This window comes from Acinetobacter sp. BEC1-S18-ESBL-01, assembly GCF_014169935.1.
GTDB classification, from domain to species: domain Bacteria; phylum Pseudomonadota; class Gammaproteobacteria; order Pseudomonadales; family Moraxellaceae; genus Acinetobacter; species Acinetobacter pittii.
On record NZ_AP022302.1, the window covers coordinates 1,677,817 to 1,701,638 of the forward strand.

Consider the following 23,822-nt stretch of genomic DNA (forward strand, 5'->3'; position numbering starts at 1 on the left):
TTTAAGATAAAGAGAAGCAATGTAAAGATGGTAGAAATATAAAAAGATTGTATAAAAAAGCCGACAACTTTGTCGGCTTCTCCTCAAAATTAAAGATTATTTTAAGAAGCGTTTATAGCCGACGTTATCAGTAATTTCTGCATACGGATAATTAATCTGCTCAAGCGTTTCAATCAATCCGTCAGGGTTTTGTTTCGCATCGGTTGCTTGTAAGCCAACTAGTACACGACCTTCAGCAGCGCCGTGGTTACGGTAATGGAAGAGGGTAATGTTGTGGGTGGGACCTAAACGAGTTAAGAAGGTTAAAAGGGCGCCTGGACGTTCAGGGAACTCAACACGGAACAATCTTTCATCATCTAGATTTGCATGACCACCAATTAAATAACGAATATGTAATTTGGCAACTTCATCGTCAGAAAGGTCATCTACAATATAATCTTGCTGTTTTAATTGTTCCAAAATTTCATGGCGCTCTGCATCTCCACCTTTTAAACTAATACCGACGAATACTTGTGCTTCCTCTGTATTGTTTGCTCGGTAGTTAAACTCAGTAATATTGCGACCTTGTAAAGCACGGCAGAAGCCTAAGAATGCGCCTTTTTCTTCAGATAAGGTAACTGCATAAATCGCTTCACGTTGCTCACCTAACTCGGTGCGTTCAGCAATATAACGCAAGCGGTCAAAATTCATATTGGCGCCGCAAACAATCGACACCATATTTTTATTACTGATTTTATGTTCGTGAATATATTTTTTGATACCCGCTAATGCCATTGCTCCAGAAGGTTCAACAATGCTGCGGTTTTCATCAAATGTGTCTTTAATTGCTGCACAGATTTCATCTGTATTCACAGTCACAATATCAGGATCAACAATCGGTCCTGAGTTATCAGATTTGCGCAAACGAATAATATCAAATGGTAAAGCACCAATTTGGGCAACAGCTGTACCATCTGCAAATAGGCCTACATGTGGCAAAATTACACGTTCATTTGCTTCTAAAGCTGCCTTTAAACAAGCAGACTCTTCATATTCAACGCCAATAACTTTTACATGCGGTGCAACTTCTCCAAGGTAAGCTGCTACGCCTGAAATAAGGCCACCACCACCTACGGCAACAAACACGTACTCTACATCACGCCATTGACGTAAAATTTCATTGGCAATTGTGCCTTGACCTGCAATGACAAGTTCATCGTCATAAGGTGGAATAAATACAAGACCTTCAACTTCAGCACGTTGTTGAGCATATTTATTTGCGATATCAAAGCTATCGCCATGTAATACGACTTGACCACCTAAGCGTTTAACAGCCTGAACTTTAATGTCGGGTGTTGTGCTTGGCATAACAATAATAGCGGGAATTCCTAGTCTTTGTCCTGACAAAGCTACGCCTTGAGCATGGTTACCAGCAGAGGCGCAAATTACTCCGCGTTCAAGTTGTTCTTTTGGTAATTGACTAATACGGTTATAGGCACCGCGTAATTTAAAAGAAAAAACGGGTTGTAAATCTTCACGCTTAAAACGAATTGTATTGTTTAATTTTTGACTAATTCGTGGAGCTGCTTCGAGAGGTGTTTCAATTGCAACATCATAAACCGTTGCTTGTAAAATTTGTCGTACCACACGAGACAGCATGTTCATCTTCCCTATAACAGTTTAAAATAGGAAATTATTGTAGCAAACCCTTGTGCATTTGCGCCGTTTATTGGCGCATAAATGTCAAAAAATAGTTGAGTGATGTAATGAGCCTATATGCAACCCAAGATGAAAAGAAACAAGCTGCTGCGAAAGCTGCTTTAAAACACTTACCCAAAGGTGGCATTTTGGGTGTTGGGACTGGAAGTACCGTAAACTTTCTAATTGATTTATTACCTGAATTACAATTAGAAGCGGCTGTGGCAAGTTCTCAAGCAACTGCTGATCGCCTTAAAAAACTTGGTATTGAAGTGGTTGATATGAACCATGTAGGTAGCCTAGATGCCTATGTTGATGGTGCAGATGAGATTGATCGCCATATGCATATGATTAAAGGTGGTGGTGCTGCATTAACACGTGAGAAAATCGTTGCATCAATCGCTAAGAAATTTGTATGTATTGTTGATGATTCAAAATGGGTTGATCAACTTGGACGTGATTTCCCATTACCAGTAGAAGTTATTCCAATGGCACGTTCAGCTGTAGCTCGTAAATTGGTAAGTTTGGGTGGTGATCCGGTTTATCGTGAAGGTGTAGTTACAGATAACGGTAATGTTATTTTGGATGTTTTCAATCTTAATATTTTAAATGCTATTGAGCTGGAAAAAACAATTAACAATATTCCTGGTGTGGTAACTAACGGTATCTTCGCCTTAAATCCGGCAACGATTGCAATTGTTGCAACGAATAATGGTATTGAAGAGCGTACAGCACAGTAATGTCTGCAAAAATGCCAGAGATTAAAATCGTTCGACACGTAAGAGCACGAAAATTGCGCTTACGTGTTGAGCCTGCTTCAATCCGTCTTACGGTTCCTTTATTTTGTAGTAAAAAACAAATTCAGCATTTTTTAGCACAATCTGAACAATGGTTAACCGAGACATGGAATAAGCAACAAAACGTCCAATCGGCATCCATTGAAATTCCTTCGGAAATTTATTTCTTTAATAAAGAACAGCCATTTCAAGTCATTGTTCAAAAGCAGCATCGTGTTTTTCAATTCGACTGGGAAAACAATTCTTTATTTATTAAAGACACACAGCCATATTTGGCATTGCAAAACGCAGTTATTGCTTATGCGAAACAAGAATTACCAGAGCTTTTGAAAGAATTAAGTGAGCACACTCATTTGGCTTATAGGGAGTGTACAATTCGTCGCCCGAAAACTCGATGGGGAAGTTGTAGTAGTCAGCATAATATTATGCTACATGCAGGACTGGTGCTTATGTCACATGAAATTGCTCGCTATGTGGCTATTCATGAGTTGGCGCATACTAAACATTTTGACCATAGTCCTGCATTTTGGGCAGAAGTTGAAAAATACGATCCATATTTTCAAAAACACCGCAGACAACTTAAATCAAATCCATTGCCTGCATGGTGGTATGTTTCAGCTTAACTAAAGGTACATTCTAGTTGAGGTGTTTGTAAGCTATCGGGTGCTTTTCGGCTATCTAAACCTGCTTTAGCACTAATAATTTTATTTGCTTTAATAGATAATTGGATAAAGTTGTATTGTTGCGTCGTGTTATTTGGTTCGGCTGAACTTGAATTGAGTAAATAACTTGAACTAGCAGCATCTGTTTGCAATAAATTATCGGTACTATCAGCACTTAAAGCAGCACGATAAATTTGTGAACCTTTACTTAAGTCGATTTGACCGTTCGCGCGAAAATTAAGCTGACATCCAGTTGAGGTGTCTTCATAGTGGCCCACTAAATAGTCTGTAGCTGGTAGGTTTGGATCTGATAGGTTGATGCTGGTTAAGCCTTGTTTGCATGGGTAGGTTGATCCATTACACGTCGCTGTGGTGGTAAACCCAACAGCTCTACGGTAATCTCCAGCACCGTCAATGCGAATGAATGTTGTTGAATTTACAGTAGGAACAATTCCTGTATATTGTTTTTTTTGTAGAAGTTCATAACCCGTCTGATCTAAAGACTGTTGTGAATTAGCCTGAGCCAATTGCAAAGTAGATGCTTTTAGGATGGTTCCAAAGTAATCGCGCGTTACTTTTTGATTAGCTGCAATATCTAAAAGCGTATTTTTTAGTGGATCAATATTATCTGGAGCAGGTGTGAAAATAGGAGTGAAGGATGTTTGATCCCCATGAAGTTTTTTCCCATCCAAAAAACCATCTTTTAAATCAGTTGCTAAACTTTTAACAAGTTCTTGGTAGGTGTTTGCTCCGCCATGAATTGTTGACCAATATTGTAAGTAACCAAAGCTAAGATAACTATCTACATATGTACTAGGTTTAGTAATTGAGTATCGCAATAAAGTTAAATTCAGAAGGGAATTAGCTGGACTTAAACTTGGAATGTCACCATCTTTAAACGCATTCATTAACGATTTGTAGACATCTTGAGAAGCTAAATCCACATGTAATTGCTCAATACGGGTTGGGTCAACCGTTTCTTGAGGGAGTTGTCCTGAACGTATGACAGCTCGTTGATAAACTGCTTCACTGCTTGGGCTAATGAATTGGATTCTGCCACTTACACTGTTTGGTGTAATAAATGCATGATAAATACCTGACAAATTTTGGTATTGTGGAGTAATGGGGTCAAACACTTGAGATGAGCTTTGAGTTGTAATTTCTACGCGATATAAACGATTCAATTTTGCAGTAGGAATTTTGACATTAAAGCTATTTAAACTCGCAATAGAAGTATCCACTAGAACAGCGTTGTTGGTGTTGTCATATACTTTAAGCTGGATATTACGCATTTCTACAGGGGTTTTTAAAGTAACATCAGTTGTTGCTTCAGGTGTAGGGTCAACTGGCGTTGGTGTAGTGGGTGAACTGCCTCCACTACTACCTCCACCTCCGCAACCAGTAAGGGCTACACTTAAAATGAATGTGCTCAAGCCAAGGTACGTGCGTAATTTTGTTTCTTTTGATTGTTGAAGCATCCTAGCTCTCCAAAAATTAATCTGGTATTTATTTGCTGATATTTATGTGGTTATGACAGTCCAGTAAGTGCTATCTGATTGTCGCTAAAATTAAAAAAATTAAAATTACCAAGCATGAAATGGTTTTGTAAGCTTGGACATCCTGTCATACTACTGCTCAAGTATAGATTCAAAAATTGAGGTAATGCACGTGATTTCTGTCGGAATTGTTGGTGGAACGGGTTATACAGGCGTTGAACTATTACGTATTTTATTACGACATCCTAAAGCGCAGGTTCGAGTTCTTACTTCACGTACAGAAGCGGGCAAACCAGTTGCAGATATGTTCCCTAATTTACGTGGACATACTGATCTTCAATTTTCAGATTTAAACATTGATGCATTAAAAGAGTGTGATGTTGTATTTTTTGCAACGCCACATGGTGTTGCCATGCAACATGCCAAAGATTTAATTGCAGCTGGAACTAAAGTTATTGATTTAGCAGCAGACTTTCGCTTACAAGATCTTGAACAATTTGAAAAATGGTATGGTATGGAGCATGCTTGCCCAGATGTACTAAAAGATTCTGTATATGGTCTAACTGAGTTAAACCGCGAAAAAATTAAACAAGCTCAAGTTATTGGTAACCCTGGTTGCTATCCGACGACTGTTCAATTAGGTTTAGCGCCACTATTAAAATCAGCACAAGCACTCATTGAAACCAAAAATATTATTATTGATGCGAAGTCTGGTGTTTCGGGTGCTGGCCGTAAAGCAAGCTTGGGCATGATTTATAGTGAAAACGCTGATAACTTTAAAGCATATGGTGTTGCAGGTCATCGTCACCATCCAGAAATTGTAGAAGCCTTAGAAAATATTGCAGGACAAAAGGGCGGGTTTGATGGACTCTTATTTGTTCCTCATCTAGTACCTATGATTCGCGGTATGCTGAGTACAATTTATGTAGATTTGACAGAAGCTGGTAAGCAGACAGACTTACAAGCTTTGTATGAAAACTTCTATGCTAATGAAAAATTCGTAGATGTTATGCCTGCAAATAGTTCACCTGAAACACGTAGTGTACGCGGTGCGAATGAACTTCGTATTGCATTATATAAACCACAACCAAATAAACTGATTATTTTGGCGGCTCAAGATAACCTTGTAAAAGGTGCATCTGGTCAGGCTGTACAAAATATGAACCTTATGTTTGGCTTTAATGAAGATGAAGGCTTACAAGGGATTGGTTTATTACCATAAAAAACTCTTTTTTGCTTCACACACATTTAAATTTCGATTTAAATGTGTGTCTTGACTCTGATCTTGAACACTGAGATGACGATGCAAAACTCTGGACAGACGACTTCAGCAGAAAGTTCGTTGCAAAAGAAAAAATTTTTAAACACCAATAAGCCTTTGTTTATTGGTGCTGCTATTTTAATGAGTGGTTGTTTTGCGCTCGGCTATACAATTGGGCACCGTCAAGGTTTAACTGTTGTTGGTTACGATGCAGATGCGGAGCAATTGGTTGAAGTGGTGCAAAAGCAAAAAACAGCCTTAGATGCAGTTAACAAAAGCCTTAATGCAGCGGTGCAAGAGCGTGATGTGGCTGTGACGAATGCAAATGATCTATTTGAAGCGCTTAATCAAGCGAACGCCGATAAGACTCAGCAAGAAGGTATGAGTAATATCTACCGTGAGATTTTGAGACAACGTGGTGGTTTGAGCTTAACAATCCAAAATCTGGCAATTAAGCCTTTGCCTGAAAATGCTTATGAATATCAACTAGATTTAGTTCAAGTAAGTCCAAGTAAGCGTCGTGCTTTAGGATCGGTTGAAATCAGATTGATCAAAGATACTGAAGTTTTAGTCGTACCGCTTGAAGCGAAGAACTTCAACTTTACTGACTTTGAACGTTTAACAGGTCGCTGGACAATGCCTAAAGGTTTCACGCCTCAATTTATTGAGGTACGTTTAACTGGTGGTTCTGATACACCGATTATTAAACGTTTTAGTTGGCAGCGTGGTAAACCTGTCGAAACATCTTCTGCTTTTGTGGCAGAAATTCCTCAAGCTGAAGCAAATTCACAATAGTAACATCCTATGCGAACAAATAAGCGTCAAACAAACTTAAAAGATATCAAGGCTTCTTTTCAGCAGTCTGGCTATGTCGATTGGCACTTCCACCCACGCTTAAGTGATTCGCAAAACGAAGATCATGACGGAGAGGTTGTTGTACAAACAGCCCCTCCTGAACTCAAGCGTCCCCCATTATATGCAGTCGTATTAATGAATGACGATTACACTCCAATGGACTTTGTAATTGAAATTTTACAACAATACTTTGCAATGAATCTTGACCAAGCAACTCAAGTAATGCTAACAGTACACTATGAAGGTAAAGGTATTGCCGGAGTCTATCCAAGAGACATCGCGGAAACTAAGGCAAACCTTGTTAATAATTACGCTCGATCGCAAGGTCATCCATTACTTTGCCAGATTGAGCCTAAAGCATAAGGGGGTTACATGCTCAGTCGTCAATTAGAAGTATCATTACGTTTGGCTGTTAGCATGGCTCGTCAAAAGAGACATGAGTTTCTTACAGTCGAACACTTATTATTAGCATTACTCGACAACGATTCAGCCGTGAATGCACTCAAAGCATGCGGGGCTGATATAGTTTCTTTGCGTAAAGAATTAGAAGAATATGTAGAACAACATACTCCTAAGCTTGGCGAAAATAGCGAGCAAGCTCCTCATCCAACAGAAAGTTTTGACCGCATTTTGCAACGTGCTATTTTCCACGTGCAATCAAGTGGCGGTGATCGTACTGTTGAAGGTGCAGATGTTTTGGTCGCAATGTATTCAGAGCGTGATTCTTTTGCTGTGTATTTACTTAAACGTCATCAAATCAATCGTTTGACATTGACTCAATACTTGTCTCATGGGACACGTAAAGACGAAGTACAAGTTGAAGAAGAAGTTGTAGATATTGAAGGTGAAACTAGCGCAAGCAATGCAGGGCCACTTGAGCTTTATACGCTGAATCTAAATGTTGAAGCGCAAAAAGGCAAAACGGACCCACTGATTGGTCGTGAAAAAGAAATTGAGCGTACAGCACAAATTCTGTGCCGCCGTCGCAAAAACAATCCATTGCTTGTGGGTGATCCAGGTGTAGGTAAAACCTCGATTGCCGAGGGTTTGGCATGGTTAATTGTGAATGGTAAAGCACCTAAACCTTTAAGTCAGGCTGAAATTTATAGTCTGGACATTGGTGCATTAGTTGCTGGAACTAAATATCGTGGTGACTTTGAAAAACGTTTAAAACAGTTGCTTAATGCATTGAAGAAAAATCCAAATGCGATTTTATTCATTGATGAGATTCATATGATCATTGGTGCAGGCTCAAGTATGGGTAGCACAATGGATGCGTCAAATCTTATTAAGCCAGCTTTAGCTAATGGTACTTTACGTTGTATTGGTTCAACGACTTTCCAAGAATATCGTCAGGTTTTTGAAAAAGACCATGCGTTATCTCGTCGTTTCCAAAAAATTGATGTCAATGAGCCAAGTATTTCGGAAACGATTGATATTTTACGTGGATTGAAAACTAAGTTTGAAGATTTCCACCACGTACAATATGACGATAAGGCTTTGGTATCAGCTGTAGAGCTTTCTGCTAAGTTCATTAATGATCGTTTCTTGCCAGATAAGGCAATTGATGTCATCGATGAAGCAGGTGCTCAACGCCGTTTGAAAGCTGAAAGTGATGATAGTTTGATTACTGTAGAGAATATCGAAGATATCGTTTCTAAGATTGCTCGTATTCCACCAAAAACTGTGTCTAAAGATGATAAGTCAGTGCTTGAAAATCTTGAGCGTGATTTAAAACGTGTGGTGTTTGGTCAAGATGAAGCAATTACTGCATTAGGCTCAGCGATCAAGTTATCTCGTGCTGGATTGAAGTCACCAGATAAACCAGTGGGTAGTTTTGTTTTTGCTGGTCCAACAGGTGTAGGTAAAACTGAGGTTACTAAGCAACTCGCTAAATTATTGGGTGTAGAGCTTGTACGTTTCGATATGTCTGAATATATGGAACGTCATGCAGTTTCACGCTTAATTGGTGCACCTCCAGGGTATGTGGGTTATGACCAAGGTGGTTTGCTTACTGATGCGATTCACAAAAATCCGCATTGTGTCTTGTTGCTTGATGAAATTGAAAAAGCACATCCAGATGTGTTTAATCTATTGCTACAAATCATGGATCATGGCGCTTTAACGGATAACAATGGACGTAAGTCAGACTTTAGAAATGTGATTATTGTTCTGACTACGAATATTGGAGCAGAAAGTATTTCTCGCGCGAGCATTGGTTTCACGGAACAAGATCATAGTTCTGATAACCAAGAAGCGATGAAACGTGCTTTCTCTCCAGAGTTCCGTAACCGTTTAGATGGTGTTATTCAATTCAAAGCATTGCCAACAACTGTGATTGAGTCTGTAGTCGATAAATTCTTGACAGAATTACAAGCGCAATTGGATGAAAAACAAGTTGTTCTGGATGTTGATCAAAGTGCACGAGATTGGTTAGCTACAAATGGTTATGATCGTTTGATGGGTGCTCGTCCAATGCAACGTCTCATTCAAGAGCACTTGAAGAAACCACTCGCTGAAATGATTCTGTTTGGTGAACTTGCAGATCATGGTGGTAACGTGGCTGTATCGGTGAAAAAAGAAGATGGCAAAGCTGTCGGCTTAAAACTTGAAGTGTTTGAAGATCATCATACGGCAGAACCAGCATAACTTATGTTAATTGATAGTCTTGCTATAACCCGAATACTCAGTGTATTCGGGTTATTTATTATCACGGCAATTGCTGAAATTCTTGGTTGTTATTTTCCTTATCTGATTTTAAAAGAGGGTAAGTCGGCTTGGCTGTGGCTACCTACGGTCTTAAGTCTGGCTATCTTTGTATGGTTGTTGACTTTACATCCGGCAGCTTCTGGGCGCATTTATGCGGCCTATGGCGGTATCTATATTTTTACTGCGCTTATGTGGCTACGCTTTGTTGATCAGGTGGGATTAACAAGATGGGATATATTAGGTGGTCTAATTGTGCTTTGTGGAGCTGGTTTAATTATTTTGCAACCTCAAGGGTTGATTCGTTAATGCATCATTGAATCAAATCTTAAGCGAGAAAATAAGAAGTTTTTTTCAAAAAAAAGACTTGTCAAACTCATCAACAATGCGTATTTTAGATTTAAGGAACATTTTTTAATATTTGAGATAAAGATGTTAAATCAATCTGTGAACACTAACGCTTATTATTACTTTTGGCAATTTAGATAGTTGCCTGAGCGTATTCGGGCATGAGAAAGTTGCCCATCACAGTTAATACCTGATCGGCAACCCCGATCAGGTTTTTTTATGCTTTATCTTTTTAGAATCGAGGAACTTAAAATGAACAACATGACTTATTCGTACTTTAGCAACTTTTATTGGTTTTACTTTTGCTTACCTTTACCAACGAATAGATCCAAAACGCTCAAATAAATGATCGGACTGAGTAGATTGCAGTCCCAAGGAAAAAACCAATGAATGCCCTAAATACTTTACTGACTCAAACCAATACAAAAGAAACACCAGTTAGTTTACCTATCCAGTTAAAAGCGAAATACCCGCTTGCACACTCTTTCGCACGTCAAATTGCCGAACACCGCCAAATTATTCAAAATATTCTTAACGGCAACGATCATCGTCTAATGGTAATTACAGGGCCTTGTTCAATTCATGATCCAGTTGCAGTACTTGAATACGCTGAAAAACTGCAAAAATTACAAGAAAAAGTTAAAGATCAGATTTTTATCGTGATGCGTACATACATTGAAAAACCACGTACCACAGTTGGTTGGAAGGGGTTCATGTATGATCCAAATTTAGATGGTTCATCAAATTTACAACTTGGTTTAGAAAAGTCTCGTGAACTCTACCTACAGATTATTGAAAAGGGTTTGCCAATTGCGAGTGAAATTTTAAGTCCAATGGCAACTGGCTATTTTGATGATTTATTGGCTTGGGGTGCAATTGGAGCTCGCACAAGCGAATCTCAGATTCACCGTGAAATCTCAAGTCATATGCCATACAGTATTGGTTTCAAGAATGGTACTGATGGTTCTATTCAGATTGCACTAGATGCGATTCAGTCCGCGCAAAATGAACATCAATTTTTAGGTATGAATCAACAAGGCTTGCCTTCAGTGATTCAGAGTGCTGGAAATCCATTACCTCACTTGATTTTGCGGGGTGCAAATCATGGGCCAAATTACGATTTAGCTTCAATTCAGGCGATACGCGAAAAGTACAAACAAAATCTACCTGCACTGGTGATTGATTGTAGTCATGGTAATAGTGGGAAAGATCCGTTGCGTCAGCCAGAAGTTTTACAGCAAATCGTTGCTGAACGTTTAAAAACACAAGTTCGAGGTGTCATGATTGAAAGTCATTTGGTTGATGGTAACCAAAAGATTTCTTGTGATATGACTTATGGCCAGTCAGTAACTGATGGTTGTTTAGGGTGGGAAAAAACAGAGCAGCTTTTATTAAATGTCTCGAAGCAATTAAAGACAAAAGAATTAGCTCATTCCGCTTAATTATTTATGGGCTTTAAAAAGGGATCTGTAAATAGATCCCTTTGTTTTTTTAAGAAGCATGCTTGAGTTCGGATAGGAATGTAGTGATTTCATGCCCAAACTTTTTAGGCTCGGTTAATAAAGGTGTATGGCCTGAACGTTCAAAATATATTGCTTTTGCATGCTCAACGCTATGTGCAATCAGTGTCTGACCAGTTTCTGGATAAAGTGTCGAATTACGACCAATAAAGAAAGTGGTAGGACATGCTAACTGCTGAATTGCTTCTCGATAATCTTCATTATGATAAAGATAGTTTTCAACATACCAAAACAAGTAATCTAAACGTTGAATAGGTAATAAGTATTTTTGTAGAAAAGGCTGTTTTAAAGCAGTTTTAAAAACTAGTGGACTAAATGGATTGCTACTTTGTAACTCAATAAAATCTACCCATAGACGGACTAGTTCTTGTCGATCTGGAAGTGATAGCTCATAAAGATATTTGGCGTTTTTATGCTTTAGCAATAATTGATAAATATCATTTAATAGTTGTTTGAACTGGGTGTGAAGAGGGCCGAATAAACCATATTCCCAAGTTGAATCTACTGATATTTTTGGTGTCTGATCAATATGTAAATAGGCTTTTAACTGCTGTGCTAGTTGAGCGTGTTTCATGCCATGCATGGCAGTTGTCGCGCCCATTGAATAACCCATCAAGATAAAGTTATCGAGTTTTAATTGATCTATCAAATGAGCAACATCTTGCCAATGACTAGAAATGGCATCTTGCTCGGGAATTGCACAATTCTTTGACCCACCGAAACCACGCCAGTCTGGAATAATAAACTCATATTCTTTGCGGTTTGCATAAATAAACGGTAGCCACTGCCAACTTTGCATGCCAAGGCCAGATAAAACCAAAACAGGCTCACCACGACCAACACGGCGTACAAATAAATTTTCCCGATCGGGCATGGTGTAATACGGCATGGCTATTCTCCAGATGGGTTATCTTGGGCAAAGCGTTTTAATTGAGGGATGACTTGTTCCAACCATTTGATCCATTCACTTTCCATCGTAATTCCAAGTTCTAAGATCATTTTGTGGATGTATAACACACGGTCATTTAGATCATCACTGTCTTTAAAATCTTTATCATAAATACTTTGATAAAGTTTGAGCTTCTCTTGATGTAAACCAAGATGCCTTAACAGTTCAGGTAATATCTGATTATTGCTCAATTGTGCTTCTGCACGCAATCTAACCATTAAATCATCACGAAGCTGCGCAGGTTCACTTTGTTGCGTCATCCATGAAGCCAGTTCTATACGACCCAGTTGTTCGACCTGATATGTTTTTTTTCGGCCATTATCCATTTCATTTTCTAAAGTGGAAACCCAGCCTTTTTTAAGCATGTTATTGAGTTCACGATAAATTTGCTGGTGAGTGGCATTCCAGAAAAAGCCCATTGAGCGGTCAAAGCGACGGGCAAGTTCAAACCCTGTACTTGGACGTTCAAGCAAGCTGGTCAATAAAACATGAGGAAGTGACATGGCAATCCAGTTTGTAAGCAAAAGTAAAGTGTGACTCATGAGATTATGCAACATGTTGCATAAAAGTCAAAATTTGATTATAAATTTATGCAACAAGTTGCATTAGCAAGCTTATTGCTAGCCATAGGAGAAAATATGTCAGCTTATCCACATTTATTAAAGCCACTTGATTTAGGCTTTACTACTTTAAAAAACCGTGTGCTTATGGGGTCGATGCACATTGGATTAGAAGAAGCACCGCAAGGATATGAGCGCATGGCTGTGTTTTATGCTGAGCGTGCAAAAGGTGATGTGGGTTTAATTGTAACTGGCGGTGTTTCTCCAAATGATGATGGTGTTGTATTTAGCCACGGGACCAAACTAGATACAGTTGAAGAAGCTGAAAAACATAAAGTGATTACCCAGGCTGTCCATGAAGCCGGGGGTAAAATTGCTATGCAGATTTTACATACGGGTCGTTATTCTTATCAGGCAAATAACGTTGCGCCTTCAGCAATTCAAGCACCAATTAACCCAATTAAGCCAAAAGCTTTAAGCTCTGCCGAAGTACAACAAACCATTGATGACTTTGCTAACTGCGCCAAACTTGCTCAGTATGCGGGCTATGATGGCGTAGAGATCATGGGCTCTGAAGGCTATTTAATTAATGAGTTTATTGCAGCTCGAACCAATCATCGTGATGATGAATGGGGCGGTAGTTACGAAAACCGTATCCGCTTTCCAATTGAAATTGTAAAGCGTACACGTGAATTAGTGGGTGAAAACTTTATCATTATTTATCGTTTATCTATGCTTGATTTAGTTGAAGGCGGTTCAAGTTTTGATGAAGTGATTCAACTTGCAAAAGAAATTGAAAAAGCAGGCGCAACAATTATCAATACAGGTATTGGATGGCATGAGGCACGTATTCCTACAATCGCAACCAAAGTTCCTCGTGCTGCATTTACTTGGGTGACTGAAAAACTTAAAGGTGAAGTCTCTATCCCTTTAATTACTTCTAACCGAATCAATACGCCTGAAATGGCTGAACATGTATTGGCATCTGGTCATGCTGATATGGTGTCTATGGCGCGACCAATGTTAGCGGATGCTGAATTTGTCTTGAAAGCAAGTGAAGGCCGCAGTGATGAAATTAATACGTGTATTGGATGTAACCAAGCTTGTTTAGATCATATTTTCTCAATGAAAATTGCAACTTGTTTAGTAAACCCGCGTGCATGTTATGAAACTGAACTGATCTTTAAAGAAGCTCAGGTTAAAAAGAATATTGCTGTTATTGGTGCGGGTCCGGCAGGTTTAAGTTTTGCGGTATATGCAGCTGATCGCGGGCATCAAGTTAAAATTTTTGAAGCAAGTCATCAAATTGGTGGTCAGTTTAATATTGCAAAAACAGTTCCTGGAAAAGAAGAGTTCTACGAAACTTTACGCTACTTTAGTCGTCAAATTGAATTGCGACCAAACATTGAACTTGTATTAAACCATCAAGCAACTTACGAAGAATTAAGCCAAGCAAATTTTGATGAAATTGTGGTTGCAACAGGTGTAACACCTCGTCAATTACAGTTTGAGGGAATTGATCATCCTAAAGTGCTGAGCTACTTACAAGTACTTAAAGAGCGTGTACCAGTAGGACAACGTGTTGCCATTATTGGAGCAGGTGGTATTGGTTTCGATACAGCTGAATATCTTACTCATGAAGGTGAAAGTGGCAGTTTAAATCCAGAAAAGTTCTATGAAGAATGGGGAATCGATACTCAATATGAGCATGTTGGTGGTTTAAAACAACCAAAAGTTGAGGCATCTGAACGAGAAATTTATTTACTGCAACGTAAAACTGCTGCTGTAGGCGCTGGTTTAGGGAAAACAACAGGCTGGATTCATCGTACAGGACTAAAAAATCGTCAGGTCAAAATGTTTGCTGGTGTGCAATACGACAAGGTAGACGATCAAGGCTTACATATAACTATAGATGGAAAACCAAGTGTACTTGAGGTTGACCATGTGTTGATTTGTGCAGGCCAAGAGTCATTTACTGCAATGTATGATCAATTAAAAACAGATGGAAAAAATGTTCATTTAATTGGTGGCGCTAAAGAGGCGGGTGAACTGGATGCAAAACGTGCAATACGCCAAGGCGCTGAATTAGCAGCGACACTATAAATTTTTATGGGCATTTCTTTTAAAGAGAAATGCCCGTTACTTCTTTGGTTAAATTATAGGATATAAAAACAATGACACTCGAAACAACAAAACAGTCTTTAGAAAAATGGCATGAAATGGTTCAGGCTGGTAACTTATCTGATCTAAATGACTTGCTGGCGGATGAAGTGGTTTTTCGCTCACCAGTTGCTTACAAACCTTATGAAGGAAAGCAGGTTGTTTTCTTCATTCTTACCAATGTGATTCAGGTGTTCGAAGACTTTACTTATCATCGTGAGTTCTACACAGAAGACGGTGAAAATGTAGTGCTTGAGTTCAGTGCCAATGTCAGTGGTAAATCATTAAAAGGTATTGATATGATTCGTTTTAATGAACAAGGCAAAATTATTGATTTTGAAGTAATGATTCGTCCAATGAGTGGTCTAGCAGCATTGGCTGAACAAATGGGTATAAGAATTGCTAAATTTCAACCTCAATAATTTTAGTAAATAGCCTAAGTAAGATAGAGATCAATAAAATGTGGTTAAAGCTTTCAACTCTAGCATTGCTTCCTGTACTGTTTGTACAGGGAACAAAGGTTCGTAAGAATACGCCACGCTTGCTAGAAGCCAGTGGTGAGAGACAAGGCATCGTTGGTAATGGAAGACCTCTATCATTACTTATTTTAGGAGACTCTGCCGCAGCAGGTGTTGGGGTAGAAACCCAAAAAGATGCTTTATCTGGTGCGATTATTTCTGAGTTGCAAGATCAATATTCGATACGCTGGAAACTGCATGCGAAAACAGGTGATACAACTAAGCAGGTTTTTCAAGCAGTACAGCATTTAGAGCAACAAAATTACGATGTGGTGGTTACGTCGATTGGTGTTAATGATGTCACGAAACTAACCTCAGCAAGTTCATGGATAAAACAACAAAAACAATTATTTCAATATATACAGGCACGTTTTCAGCCTAAGCTCATTATTGTTTCTGGTGTTCCGCCAATGCAGCATTTCCCAGCGTTACCAAATCCATTGGCTTGGTTGTTTGGAAAATATGCGGAACAAATGAATCAGGTACTAGATAAATGGTTAGAATCACAAAACCAATTTAAGTTCATTCAATATGATATTGAGCATTTTCAAGCGATGAATCTGCCTATGGCAAGTGATGGTTTTCATCCGAGCAAGGAAATTTATGCAATTTGGGGACAACAGGTTGCAGCCTTAGTGCGGCAATCATTTAACTCATAATCAGAGGTAGTGATTGAAAATGGGCATATCTACTTTAAATAAAATTAAAGCTTTCGGTTCAGAATTGTTCGATTCGGTATTAGGTGCTGAACAGCCAAAAATCTATTATGATCCAAATGGGAAAATAAAAGATATTCTGGATAAATTGCCCCAGCTCAAGCAAAAATATCGGCCCACACCGTGGTTAAGCAACAATCATGTTCATCTTTTATATTTTGATATTATTAGAAAAAAAACCATTAAGCTTGAATATGATCGTATTGATCAGCTCACCATGAAAGATGGTGGCGTAACTGCGATCGCGTGGTATGGCTATGATCTTCCTCCAGATACTCCAACAGTTGTCATTATGCATACCATTACAGGGACCCCTGAAAGTATGCGTGAACTTGTGAAAGATATACATCACTATACAGGATGGAGAATAGCACTATGCTTACGCCGTGGGCATGCTGGATTACCTATGCCTGTGCCACAGATTTCTCTTTTTGGGTCAACAAGCGATCTTAAAGAGCAACTTGAGCATATTCAAAATTTGTTTCCTAAATCGGATTTATACGCCGTAGGTTCCTCTGCTGGGACAGGACTACTGGTTCGCTACTTAGGAGAGCAAGGTACTGACACGCCATTTAAAGCTGCCTTTGCAATGTGTCCAGGCTACAACACAGAGATTGGCTTTAAAAATGTTCATCCGTTTTATAGCAAAATGATGACCAAAAAGTTATTCAAGTATTTTATTCATCCTTATCAAAATACATGGAACCAACTTTCTTCTATTGAAAAAGTTCTAGCGACGACAAGTCTGGAAGAGTTTGAGAAAGAATATTTTGAAATGGCTGGCTTTGAAGATTATCAAAGCTATTGCCAAGCCATTAATCCAATTTATGTATTTGAGAATGTCAAAATACCATTAATGATTCTTAACGCTGAGGATGATCCTGTCTGTTCTATTAAAAATTTGGAACCTTACAAAGAAACGATTCAGCAAATGAGTAATATTGCGGTAATCACCACAAAAAAAGGAAGTCATTGTGGCTTCTATGAAGGTTGGAAAAGTACATCATGGGCTGCCAAATTAATATCAAATTATTTTTTGGTCGAACATAAGCAATAACGGTAACTTTGCAATAAGTTAAATAAAGCCCATTCAATAGAGGGGCTTTATAATTTTATTAGATCAAGATAAAAGCAATTTGGGATCTTTTAGTCCAATTTTGATTTTTGTGCTAGCCACGAGGTCTTTTTCATCTGTTTGGTTGGGATGAAAATCAAAGCGATAATAATCAAAAAATTGGGGGATCAATGTTCTATATTGTTTATTCGCAAAACTAAAGAACTTACGCCAAGATTTGAAATTTAAAAGTTGATGATCCCGTTTCATAAGAACAAATTGATAAATTGTTGAAAAACCGGTAATCAAAAATAGACTTAAAGTAAAGACTGTAATGCGAGGAAGGTATGCACTTAAGCCGCTTCCATATAAATGTTGATAGAGATCAAAGGCCACAGCTTTATGTTCAGTTTCTTCAATACTATGCCATAGCCATAAATTGCGAATAGTTGAGTCCGTCATCAATTCATTAACGGATTGCATCATACTAACCACAAGTACTGCTGTGTAATGTTCTAGACCTACTGTTACAAGCAAATTCCATTTTTTACTAAAAACTTTTTCAATAGCTTTTAAAACGATGCCAGTTACTTTTTCTAAAGATTGAGGATCTAAACCATATTGCTGTGCACTTACATGAAAAGCATGATGTTCTTTAGAGTGCATAGCTTCTTGGCCAATAAAAGCACTAATTTCACGATCTAAAATTTCATTCGACTTTGCTTTAGCACGTAAAGCTCGAACAGAGCGAACGAAATATGATTCACCTTCAGGGAATAATGTAGATAAACCCGTAAAATAATGGGTAAAAGTGGGTTCATTATTACACCAGTAGCGAGGTACATTTTCAAAATTATAGTCCATACGACGGACTGGAAATGAGGCGGGGACACGATTTGATACAGTATTCATTCTAAGCTCCAATCTTCTTTTAATTAAAGTTCCAAAAAGGAACTTGTTAAAAAACTACATCGCTCTAAATTTATCGTCAATACTTTTTTAGGCAGAAAAAGTAGATTGTCCCTAATTGATAACTAAGAAAACTTTAAAGATAAATAGAAAGAAAATTAAAACTTATTATTGTGTTGATAACTTAAATAATATTTAAAAAGCCCAAACTGATGGTTCAATTTGGGCATATTCGCATACGAACTTAGTTCTTAAGCGCTGGAGTAGCAGCCGCAATTGCAGCAGCAACAGCATCATCTTCACTTTGAGCTGGTTCAGCTGGTTTAGATGGTTTTGGCTCTGCTTTTGGTTCAGGCTTAGGTTCAGGTTTTGGCTTTGGTTCTGCTTTAGGTTGCTCAGAAACATTTGTTTGTGAATTTTGCTCAGCTTGTGCAGGGCGAGTTTCACGGCGAATTTCAGTTGTCGTATTTGCTGTTTCTTCGTGATGCACCTCAACTTGCGTTGGTTCCTGAGTTTGAGCTTCTTCAGTTTGAACACTTTCTAAAGACTCAAATTTTGCAGGTTCAGCAGGTGTAGGTTCTGAAACAGCAGTTTCAACCTTTTCTTGCTCTTCTTCTTTAGGTGTTTCTTTTTTGACACATGCGGTTAACAATAGTCCAGCAGCAATTGCAGCACAGATTAAAAGTTTTTTATTTGCCATTGTCCTAAACAACATTTAATTGAGGAGCTGGCATTATAACAGCAAAAGAGAATGAAAAAATCATGTGAGATTGACCTAAATTTTTATTAAAAATGCTGATAGAATAGCCAGTTGTTTAATGATCTTTGAATTGATGCGGTTTGACTTTGCTTTATAGGGGCAGAGTACAGTAAAATTGCCAAACATTGTAGGCCGATTTCGGCTTGATTGTACGAGAAACTTAATGACCCATTTTATTTTTGTCACTGGTGGTGTAGTTTCATCGCTAGGTAAAGGTATTTCTGCTGCTTCAGTTGCTGCACTTTTGGAAGCCCGTGGCTTAAAAGTCACAATGGTTAAAATGGATCCCTACATTAATGTCGATCCAGGGACAATGAGCCCTTTCCAACATGGTGAAGTTTTTGTCACAGAGGATGGTGCCGAAACTGATCTAGACTTGGGTTATTACGAACGTTTCTTACGTCGTGCGAAAATGACCAAACTTAATAACTTTACCAGTGGTCGTGTATATCAGGACGTTTTAAATAAAGAACGTCGTGGTGACTATCTTGGTGGTACAGTTCAAGTTATTCCTCATATTACTGACAACATTAAAGAACGTGTACTTCGCGCAGGTGAAGGCTACGATGTTGCTATCGTAGAAATTGGCGGTACGGTAGGTGATATCGAATCACTTCCATTTATGGAGTCAGTTCGTCAGTTAATGGTTGAGCTTGGCCATAAAAGAACCATGCTTATGCATTTAACTTTGTTGCCATATATCAAATCTGCAGCAGAGCTTAAGACAAAACCAACTCAACACTCTGTAAAAGAGTTGCTTTCGATTGGTATTCAGCCAGATATTCTTATCTGCCGTACTGAATATGATGTGGATGTTGACACTAAACGCAAAATTGCATTGTTCACTAACGTAGAAGCGCGTGCTGTAGTGGTATGTAAGGATGCGAAAACGATTTATCAAATTCCACGTACATTCTATGAACAAAACGTTGATGACTTGATCTGTGAGCGTTTTGGATTTAATGATCTTCCAGAAGCAAACCTAGAAGATTGGGATAATGTAGTCGAAGCATTACTAAATCCTGAATACACTTTACGTGTAGCTATGGTTGGTAAATATGTTGAATTACCAGATGCTTATAAGTCTGTGAATGAAGCGTTATTACACGCAGGTATTAAAAATCGTGTAAAAGTACAAATTGATTATGTCAACGCTGAAGAACTTGAAAGCCAAGACGTATCTATTTTAAGTACAGCTGATGCAATTTTAGTTCCAGGCGGTTTTGGTGAACGTGGTACTGAAGGCAAAATGAAAGCTATTCAATACGCACGTGAAAACAAAATCCCATTCTTGGGTATTTGTTTAGGCATGCAATTGGCTGTTATTGAATACGCTCGCCATGTTGCAGGTATGCCAGAAGCTTCTTCTACAGAATTTAACCGCTCTACAAAATATCCACTCATTGGTTTAATTACTGAATGGTTAGATGAGCGCGGTGAATTACAACAACGCAGCCTTGAGTCTGACTTAGGTGGAACTATGCGTTTAGGTGCTCAAAAATCTGAATTGGTTGAAGGCACAAAAACACGTGAAGTCTACGGTAAAGCTGAAATCACTGAGCGTCATCGTCACCGTTATGAAATGAATAACCGTTTCATCGAGTCGATTGAACAAGCTGGTATGAAGATTTCAGGTTACTCTTCAGCACAACATTTAGTTGAAACTGTAGAAATTCCTGAACATCCTTGGTTTATTGCTGTACAATTCCACCCGGAATTTACAAGTTCACCACGTGATGGACATCCATTATTTGCTAGTTTTATTGACGCTGCAAAAACACAGCATCAAAAAAGTAAATAATGCGATTTTAAATAAACTGGGAAAGTTTAAATGTCACAATTAAAACCACAAGAAGTTGTACGTTTAGGCGATATACAAATGGCAAATCATTTGCCATTTGTATTATTTGGCGGAATGAACGTACTTGAATCAAAAGATTTAGCTTTTGAAATTGCAGAAACGTATGTTGATATTTGCAAACGCTTAGATATTCCTTATGTATTTAAAGCGAGTTTCGATAAAGCAAATCGTTCTAGTCTGCATTCATTCCGTGGTCCTGGACTTGAAAAAGGTATCGAATGGTTAGGTGATATTAAAAAACATTTTAATGTTCCTATCATTACTGATGTGCACGAGCCATATCAGGCTGCACCAGTTGCAGAAGTAGCCGATATTATTCAATTACCCGCTTTCTTAAGTCGTCAGACTGATCTTGTCGAGGCGATGGCGAAAACACAGGCTATTATTAATATTAAGAAAGCCCAGTTTTTAGCACCTCATGAAATGCGCCATATCCTGCACAAATGTTTAGAAGCAGGAAACGACAAACTTATTCTTTGTGAACGTGGTTCAGCATTTGGTTATAACAATCTTGTTGTAGATATGCTTGGCTTTGACACAATGAAAGAAATGAATGTGCCAGTTTTCTTTGACGTGACACATGCATTACAAACCCCTGGTGGTCGTTCTGACTCAGCAGGTGGTCGTCGTGCTCAAATTACAACTTTAGCACGCGCTGGAATGGCAACTGGTTTGGCTGGATTGTTCTTGGAAGGACACCCAGACCCAGAACATGCAAAATGTGATGGACCTTGTGCATTACGTATGTCGCAACTTGAACCGTTCTTGGCACAAATCAAAGAATTGGATACTTTAGTTAAAGGATTCAAAAAGTTAGACACCCATTGAGTTGTTTTATAACCCTTACGCTGCTTTAACCGCAGCTCATATTCATTCAAAGAGGAATTGTTCATGAGCCAAATCGTTGACATTCGTGCACGTGAAATTTTGGACTCTCGTGGTAACCCAACCATCGAAGCAGACGTAATTTTAGAATCTGGGGTTGTTGGTCGTGCATGTGCACCATCTGGTGCTTCAACTGGTTCTCGTGAAGCTTTAGAACTACGTGACGGTGATAAATCGCGTTACTTAGGTAAAGGCGTTCGTACAGCAGTTAATAACGTTAATACGTTGATTCGTGATGCTTTGTTGGGTAAATCAGTTTTTGAGCAAAAAGACATTGATAATACAATGATCGCGCTTGACGGTACTGAAAACAAAGAGAAATTAGGTGCTAACGCAACTTTAGCTGTGTCATTGGCTGCTGCGCGCGCTGCTGCTGAAGAAAAGAAACTTCCTCTTTTCCAATACATCGCAGATCTTCGTGGTCAAACAATTTTGACAATGCCTGTACCGATGATGAACATCTTAAATGGTGGTGAGCATGCGGACAACACTGTTGATATTCAAGAGTTCATGATTGAGCCTGTAGGTTTCACTTCATTTGCTGAAGCTTTACGTGCTGGTGCTGAAGTATTCCATTCTTTAAAATCAGTTTTAAAGAAACAAGGTTTGAATACTGCGGTAGGTGATGAAGGTGGTTTTGCTCCTAACTTACGTTCTAACGAAGAAGCAATTCAAATCATTTTACAAGCAATTGAATTGACTGGTTACAAAGCTGGTTCAGACATGATGCTTGCACTTGACTGCGCATCTTCAGAATTCTACAAAAACGGTCAATACGTTTTAGAAGGCGAAGGCAACCGTGCATTTACAAGCCATCAGTTTGCAGATTATTTAGCTGGTCTTGTAAATCAATATCCAATTATCTCGATCGAAGATGGTCTTGATGAGTCTGATTGGGAAGGCTGGAGCTACTTGACTTCAATCCTTGGTGATAAAATCCAATTGGTTGGTGATGACTTGTTCGTAACTAACCCTAAGATTTTACAACGTGGTATTGATGAAAAAGTTGGTAACTCAATCTTAATCAAATACAACCAGATCGGTACTTTGACTGAAACTTTAGATGCAATCTATCTTGCTAAAGCAAATGGTTATTCGACTGTTATTTCTCACCGTTCTGGTGAAACAGAAGATTCTACTATTGCTGACTTAGCAGTAGGTACAGCTGCTGGTCAAATCAAGACTGGTTCACTTTGCCGTTCTGACCGTGTGTCTAAGTACAACCAATTACTTCGTATTGAAGAATTGACTAAAGCTGCTTACCGCGGTAAAGCTGAGTTTAAAGGTTTAAACTAATCTTTAAATAAAAAGTTAAAATTAATTTTTTAACATTTGAAGGTGCTATTTCCTGTTTTTAATAGGAAATAGCACCTTTTTTATTATCCTAATCGGCGTGTTTTTAAAGACTCAGCCCAACTGTGATGTTTACAGCGGGTACATTCTTGATCGATCTTATTTAAAATTTTTGTTTCACCACATTTCATACATGAATAAAAAGTATTAAGTTTCAGTACATCGGCTTTAAGGTAGGCATCAGGAAATAGTGGCAAGCCCCATTTTACATCTTCATCTTCAAAATAAAGCAGACTGAGAATACCGTCCGACTCCAACAAGGCTGTTCTTACTTGTCCAAGGTGCTCAACATTTTGTTGACGCATTTCAGAGAAAAACTCATCATGAGAATATGATTGTTTTTGGAAATCTTTGTAGACTACAAGGCCATCCTTAACAATACAAAGTGCTTTTCCTTCAAGCAAATCTTCAATTTTTTTATGCTTTACCATACTCCATGTAGCAAAGCGATAAAGAAAAAGAATAACGATAAATACAACAAAAGCATGGGCAATAGGTAAGTCCTCGGTAAACATCGGGTCACCAGCGGCTGAACCTAAACATAAAATAATGGCGAGTTCAAAAAGGGAGAGCTGACGTATACCTCGTTTACCGGATAATCTTAAAAAGCTAATAATGATGATGAACATTACGGTACATCGAACCAAAATTTCTAAAACAAATTTCCAAGTCGTGTCACCAATGAAAATATTAAAAAAATCCATTTTTTTCTCCTTATTAAAATAGTTAGAAGAGATCCTTATAAATTCTTAACAAAGTAAAAAATAAAAAAATA

At 38.4% G+C, this 23,822-nt stretch carries 22 protein-coding genes; 15 read left to right on the top strand and 7 right to left on the bottom strand.

The features are described 5' to 3' along the window. Nucleotides 1-96: 96 nt before the first annotated feature. Nucleotides 97-1,644: a threonine ammonia-lyase, biosynthetic gene (gene ilvA, locus H7R46_RS07845; protein WP_014206951.1), complete on the bottom strand. Its 1,548-nt coding sequence runs from the start codon at nucleotides 1,642-1,644 to the stop codon at nucleotides 97-99. A gap of 101 nt (nucleotides 1,645-1,745) precedes the next feature. Between ilvA and rpiA the strand changes: the two genes are divergently transcribed. Both rpiA and H7R46_RS07855 read left to right on the top strand, forming a co-directional pair. Next, nucleotides 1,746-2,417 carry a ribose-5-phosphate isomerase RpiA gene (rpiA, locus tag H7R46_RS07850; protein WP_002046900.1) on the top strand — a complete coding sequence of 224 codons (672 nt, stop codon included), beginning with the start codon at nucleotides 1,746-1,748 and terminating at the stop codon, nucleotides 2,415-2,417. Then, nucleotides 2,417-3,097: a SprT family zinc-dependent metalloprotease gene (locus H7R46_RS07855; RefSeq protein WP_005069017.1), complete on the top strand. Its 681-nt coding sequence runs from the start codon at nucleotides 2,417-2,419 to the stop codon at nucleotides 3,095-3,097. Before rpiA ends, H7R46_RS07855 begins: the two co-directional genes overlap by 1 nt. Here the strand turns inward: H7R46_RS07855 and H7R46_RS07860 are convergent. Then, nucleotides 3,094-4,614, bottom strand: coding sequence for a hypothetical protein (locus H7R46_RS07860; RefSeq protein WP_005069020.1), 1,521 nt, complete (start codon nucleotides 4,612-4,614; stop codon nucleotides 3,094-3,096). The genes H7R46_RS07855 and H7R46_RS07860 overlap by 4 nt on opposite strands. Nucleotides 4,615-4,798: 184 nt before the next feature. On the opposite strand from H7R46_RS07860, the gene argC reads away from it, so the two are divergent. From argC to H7R46_RS07890, 6 genes are all read left to right on the top strand, one after another. Then, complete coding sequence (gene argC / locus H7R46_RS07865; protein WP_016805956.1) at nucleotides 4,799-5,854, top strand: N-acetyl-gamma-glutamyl-phosphate reductase; 1,056 nt, start codon at nucleotides 4,799-4,801, stop codon at nucleotides 5,852-5,854. Nucleotides 5,855-5,929: 75 nt separating this feature from the next. Beyond that, complete coding sequence (locus H7R46_RS07870; protein WP_014206946.1) at nucleotides 5,930-6,688, top strand: DUF6776 family protein; 759 nt, start codon at nucleotides 5,930-5,932, stop codon at nucleotides 6,686-6,688. Between the two features lie 9 nt (nucleotides 6,689-6,697). Continuing rightward, the gene (gene clpS, locus H7R46_RS07875; protein WP_002121129.1) at nucleotides 6,698-7,111 is read left to right on the top strand and encodes an ATP-dependent Clp protease adapter ClpS; all 414 of its coding nucleotides are present in this window, start codon (nucleotides 6,698-6,700) and stop codon (nucleotides 7,109-7,111) included. A 9-nt stretch (nucleotides 7,112-7,120) separates the two neighbouring features. Further along, nucleotides 7,121-9,397, top strand: coding sequence for an ATP-dependent Clp protease ATP-binding subunit ClpA (gene clpA / locus H7R46_RS07880; protein ID WP_005069024.1), 2,277 nt, complete (start codon nucleotides 7,121-7,123; stop codon nucleotides 9,395-9,397). 3 nt (nucleotides 9,398-9,400) lie between these two features. Continuing rightward, entirely contained in the window at nucleotides 9,401-9,763 is a 363-nt protein-coding gene (locus H7R46_RS07885; protein WP_005069026.1) for a YnfA family protein, read from the top strand. A 425-nt stretch (nucleotides 9,764-10,188) separates the two neighbouring features. Continuing rightward, the gene (locus tag H7R46_RS07890) at nucleotides 10,189-11,244 is read left to right on the top strand and encodes a 3-deoxy-7-phosphoheptulonate synthase (protein WP_005069028.1); all 1,056 of its coding nucleotides are present in this window, start codon (nucleotides 10,189-10,191) and stop codon (nucleotides 11,242-11,244) included. 49 nt (nucleotides 11,245-11,293) lie between these two features. Here the strand turns inward: H7R46_RS07890 and H7R46_RS07895 are convergent, their stop codons facing one another. Both H7R46_RS07895 and H7R46_RS07900 read right to left on the bottom strand, forming a co-directional pair. Further along, nucleotides 11,294-12,211 carry an alpha/beta fold hydrolase gene (locus tag H7R46_RS07895; protein ID WP_002120883.1) on the bottom strand — a complete coding sequence of 306 codons (918 nt, stop codon included), beginning with the start codon at nucleotides 12,209-12,211 and terminating at the stop codon, nucleotides 11,294-11,296. A 2-nt stretch (nucleotides 12,212-12,213) separates the two neighbouring features. Further along, on the bottom strand, nucleotides 12,214-12,774 hold the full coding sequence (locus H7R46_RS07900; protein WP_005069032.1) for a PadR family transcriptional regulator: 561 nt from the start codon (nucleotides 12,772-12,774) through the stop codon (nucleotides 12,214-12,216). A 135-nt stretch (nucleotides 12,775-12,909) separates the two neighbouring features. Here H7R46_RS07900 and H7R46_RS07905 point away from each other — a divergent pair, with 135 nt between their 5' ends. The 4 genes from H7R46_RS07905 (at nucleotide 12,910) to H7R46_RS07920 (ending at nucleotide 17,282) form a co-directional block, all read left to right on the top strand. Beyond that, nucleotides 12,910-14,934, top strand: a complete 2,025-nt coding sequence (locus H7R46_RS07905) for an NADPH-dependent 2,4-dienoyl-CoA reductase (RefSeq protein WP_005069035.1) — start codon at nucleotides 12,910-12,912, stop codon at nucleotides 14,932-14,934. Nucleotides 14,935-15,005: 71 nt separating this feature from the next. Continuing rightward, nucleotides 15,006-15,413 (top strand): nuclear transport factor 2 family protein, encoded by a 408-nt coding sequence (locus H7R46_RS07910; protein WP_005069036.1) that lies wholly within the window; start codon nucleotides 15,006-15,008, stop codon nucleotides 15,411-15,413. Nucleotides 15,414-15,451: 38 nt separating this feature from the next. Then, complete coding sequence (locus H7R46_RS07915) at nucleotides 15,452-16,168, top strand: SGNH/GDSL hydrolase family protein (RefSeq protein ID WP_005069038.1); 717 nt, start codon at nucleotides 15,452-15,454, stop codon at nucleotides 16,166-16,168. 19 nt (nucleotides 16,169-16,187) lie between these two features. Next, on the top strand, nucleotides 16,188-17,282 hold the full coding sequence (locus H7R46_RS07920; protein WP_005069043.1) for a YheT family hydrolase: 1,095 nt from the start codon (nucleotides 16,188-16,190) through the stop codon (nucleotides 17,280-17,282). 63 nt (nucleotides 17,283-17,345) lie between these two features. On the opposite strand, the gene H7R46_RS07925 is transcribed toward H7R46_RS07920, so the two are convergent. Both H7R46_RS07925 and H7R46_RS07930 read right to left on the bottom strand, forming a co-directional pair. Beyond that, nucleotides 17,346-18,191, bottom strand: coding sequence for a metal-dependent hydrolase (locus H7R46_RS07925; RefSeq protein ID WP_002121049.1), 846 nt, complete (start codon nucleotides 18,189-18,191; stop codon nucleotides 17,346-17,348). 241 nt (nucleotides 18,192-18,432) lie between these two features. Next, nucleotides 18,433-18,888: a hypothetical protein gene (locus H7R46_RS07930; RefSeq protein WP_002121076.1), complete on the bottom strand. Its 456-nt coding sequence runs from the start codon at nucleotides 18,886-18,888 to the stop codon at nucleotides 18,433-18,435. 223 nt (nucleotides 18,889-19,111) lie between these two features. On the opposite strand from H7R46_RS07930, the gene H7R46_RS07935 reads away from it, so the two are divergent. From H7R46_RS07935 to eno, 3 genes are all read left to right on the top strand, one after another. Beyond that, complete coding sequence (locus H7R46_RS07935) at nucleotides 19,112-20,749, top strand: CTP synthase (protein ID WP_002121060.1); 1,638 nt, start codon at nucleotides 19,112-19,114, stop codon at nucleotides 20,747-20,749. 30 nt (nucleotides 20,750-20,779) lie between these two features. Continuing rightward, nucleotides 20,780-21,637 (top strand): 3-deoxy-8-phosphooctulonate synthase, encoded by an 858-nt coding sequence (kdsA, locus tag H7R46_RS07940; RefSeq protein WP_002121042.1) that lies wholly within the window; start codon nucleotides 20,780-20,782, stop codon nucleotides 21,635-21,637. A gap of 63 nt (nucleotides 21,638-21,700) precedes the next feature. Next, nucleotides 21,701-22,990 (top strand): phosphopyruvate hydratase, encoded by a 1,290-nt coding sequence (gene eno, locus H7R46_RS07945; RefSeq protein ID WP_002121066.1) that lies wholly within the window; start codon nucleotides 21,701-21,703, stop codon nucleotides 22,988-22,990. An 83-nt stretch (nucleotides 22,991-23,073) separates the two neighbouring features. On the opposite strand, the gene H7R46_RS07950 is transcribed toward eno, so the two are convergent. Next, nucleotides 23,074-23,751, bottom strand: a complete 678-nt coding sequence (locus tag H7R46_RS07950; protein ID WP_005069049.1) for a DUF421 domain-containing protein — start codon at nucleotides 23,749-23,751, stop codon at nucleotides 23,074-23,076. Between the last annotated feature and the right edge of the window lie 71 nt (nucleotides 23,752-23,822).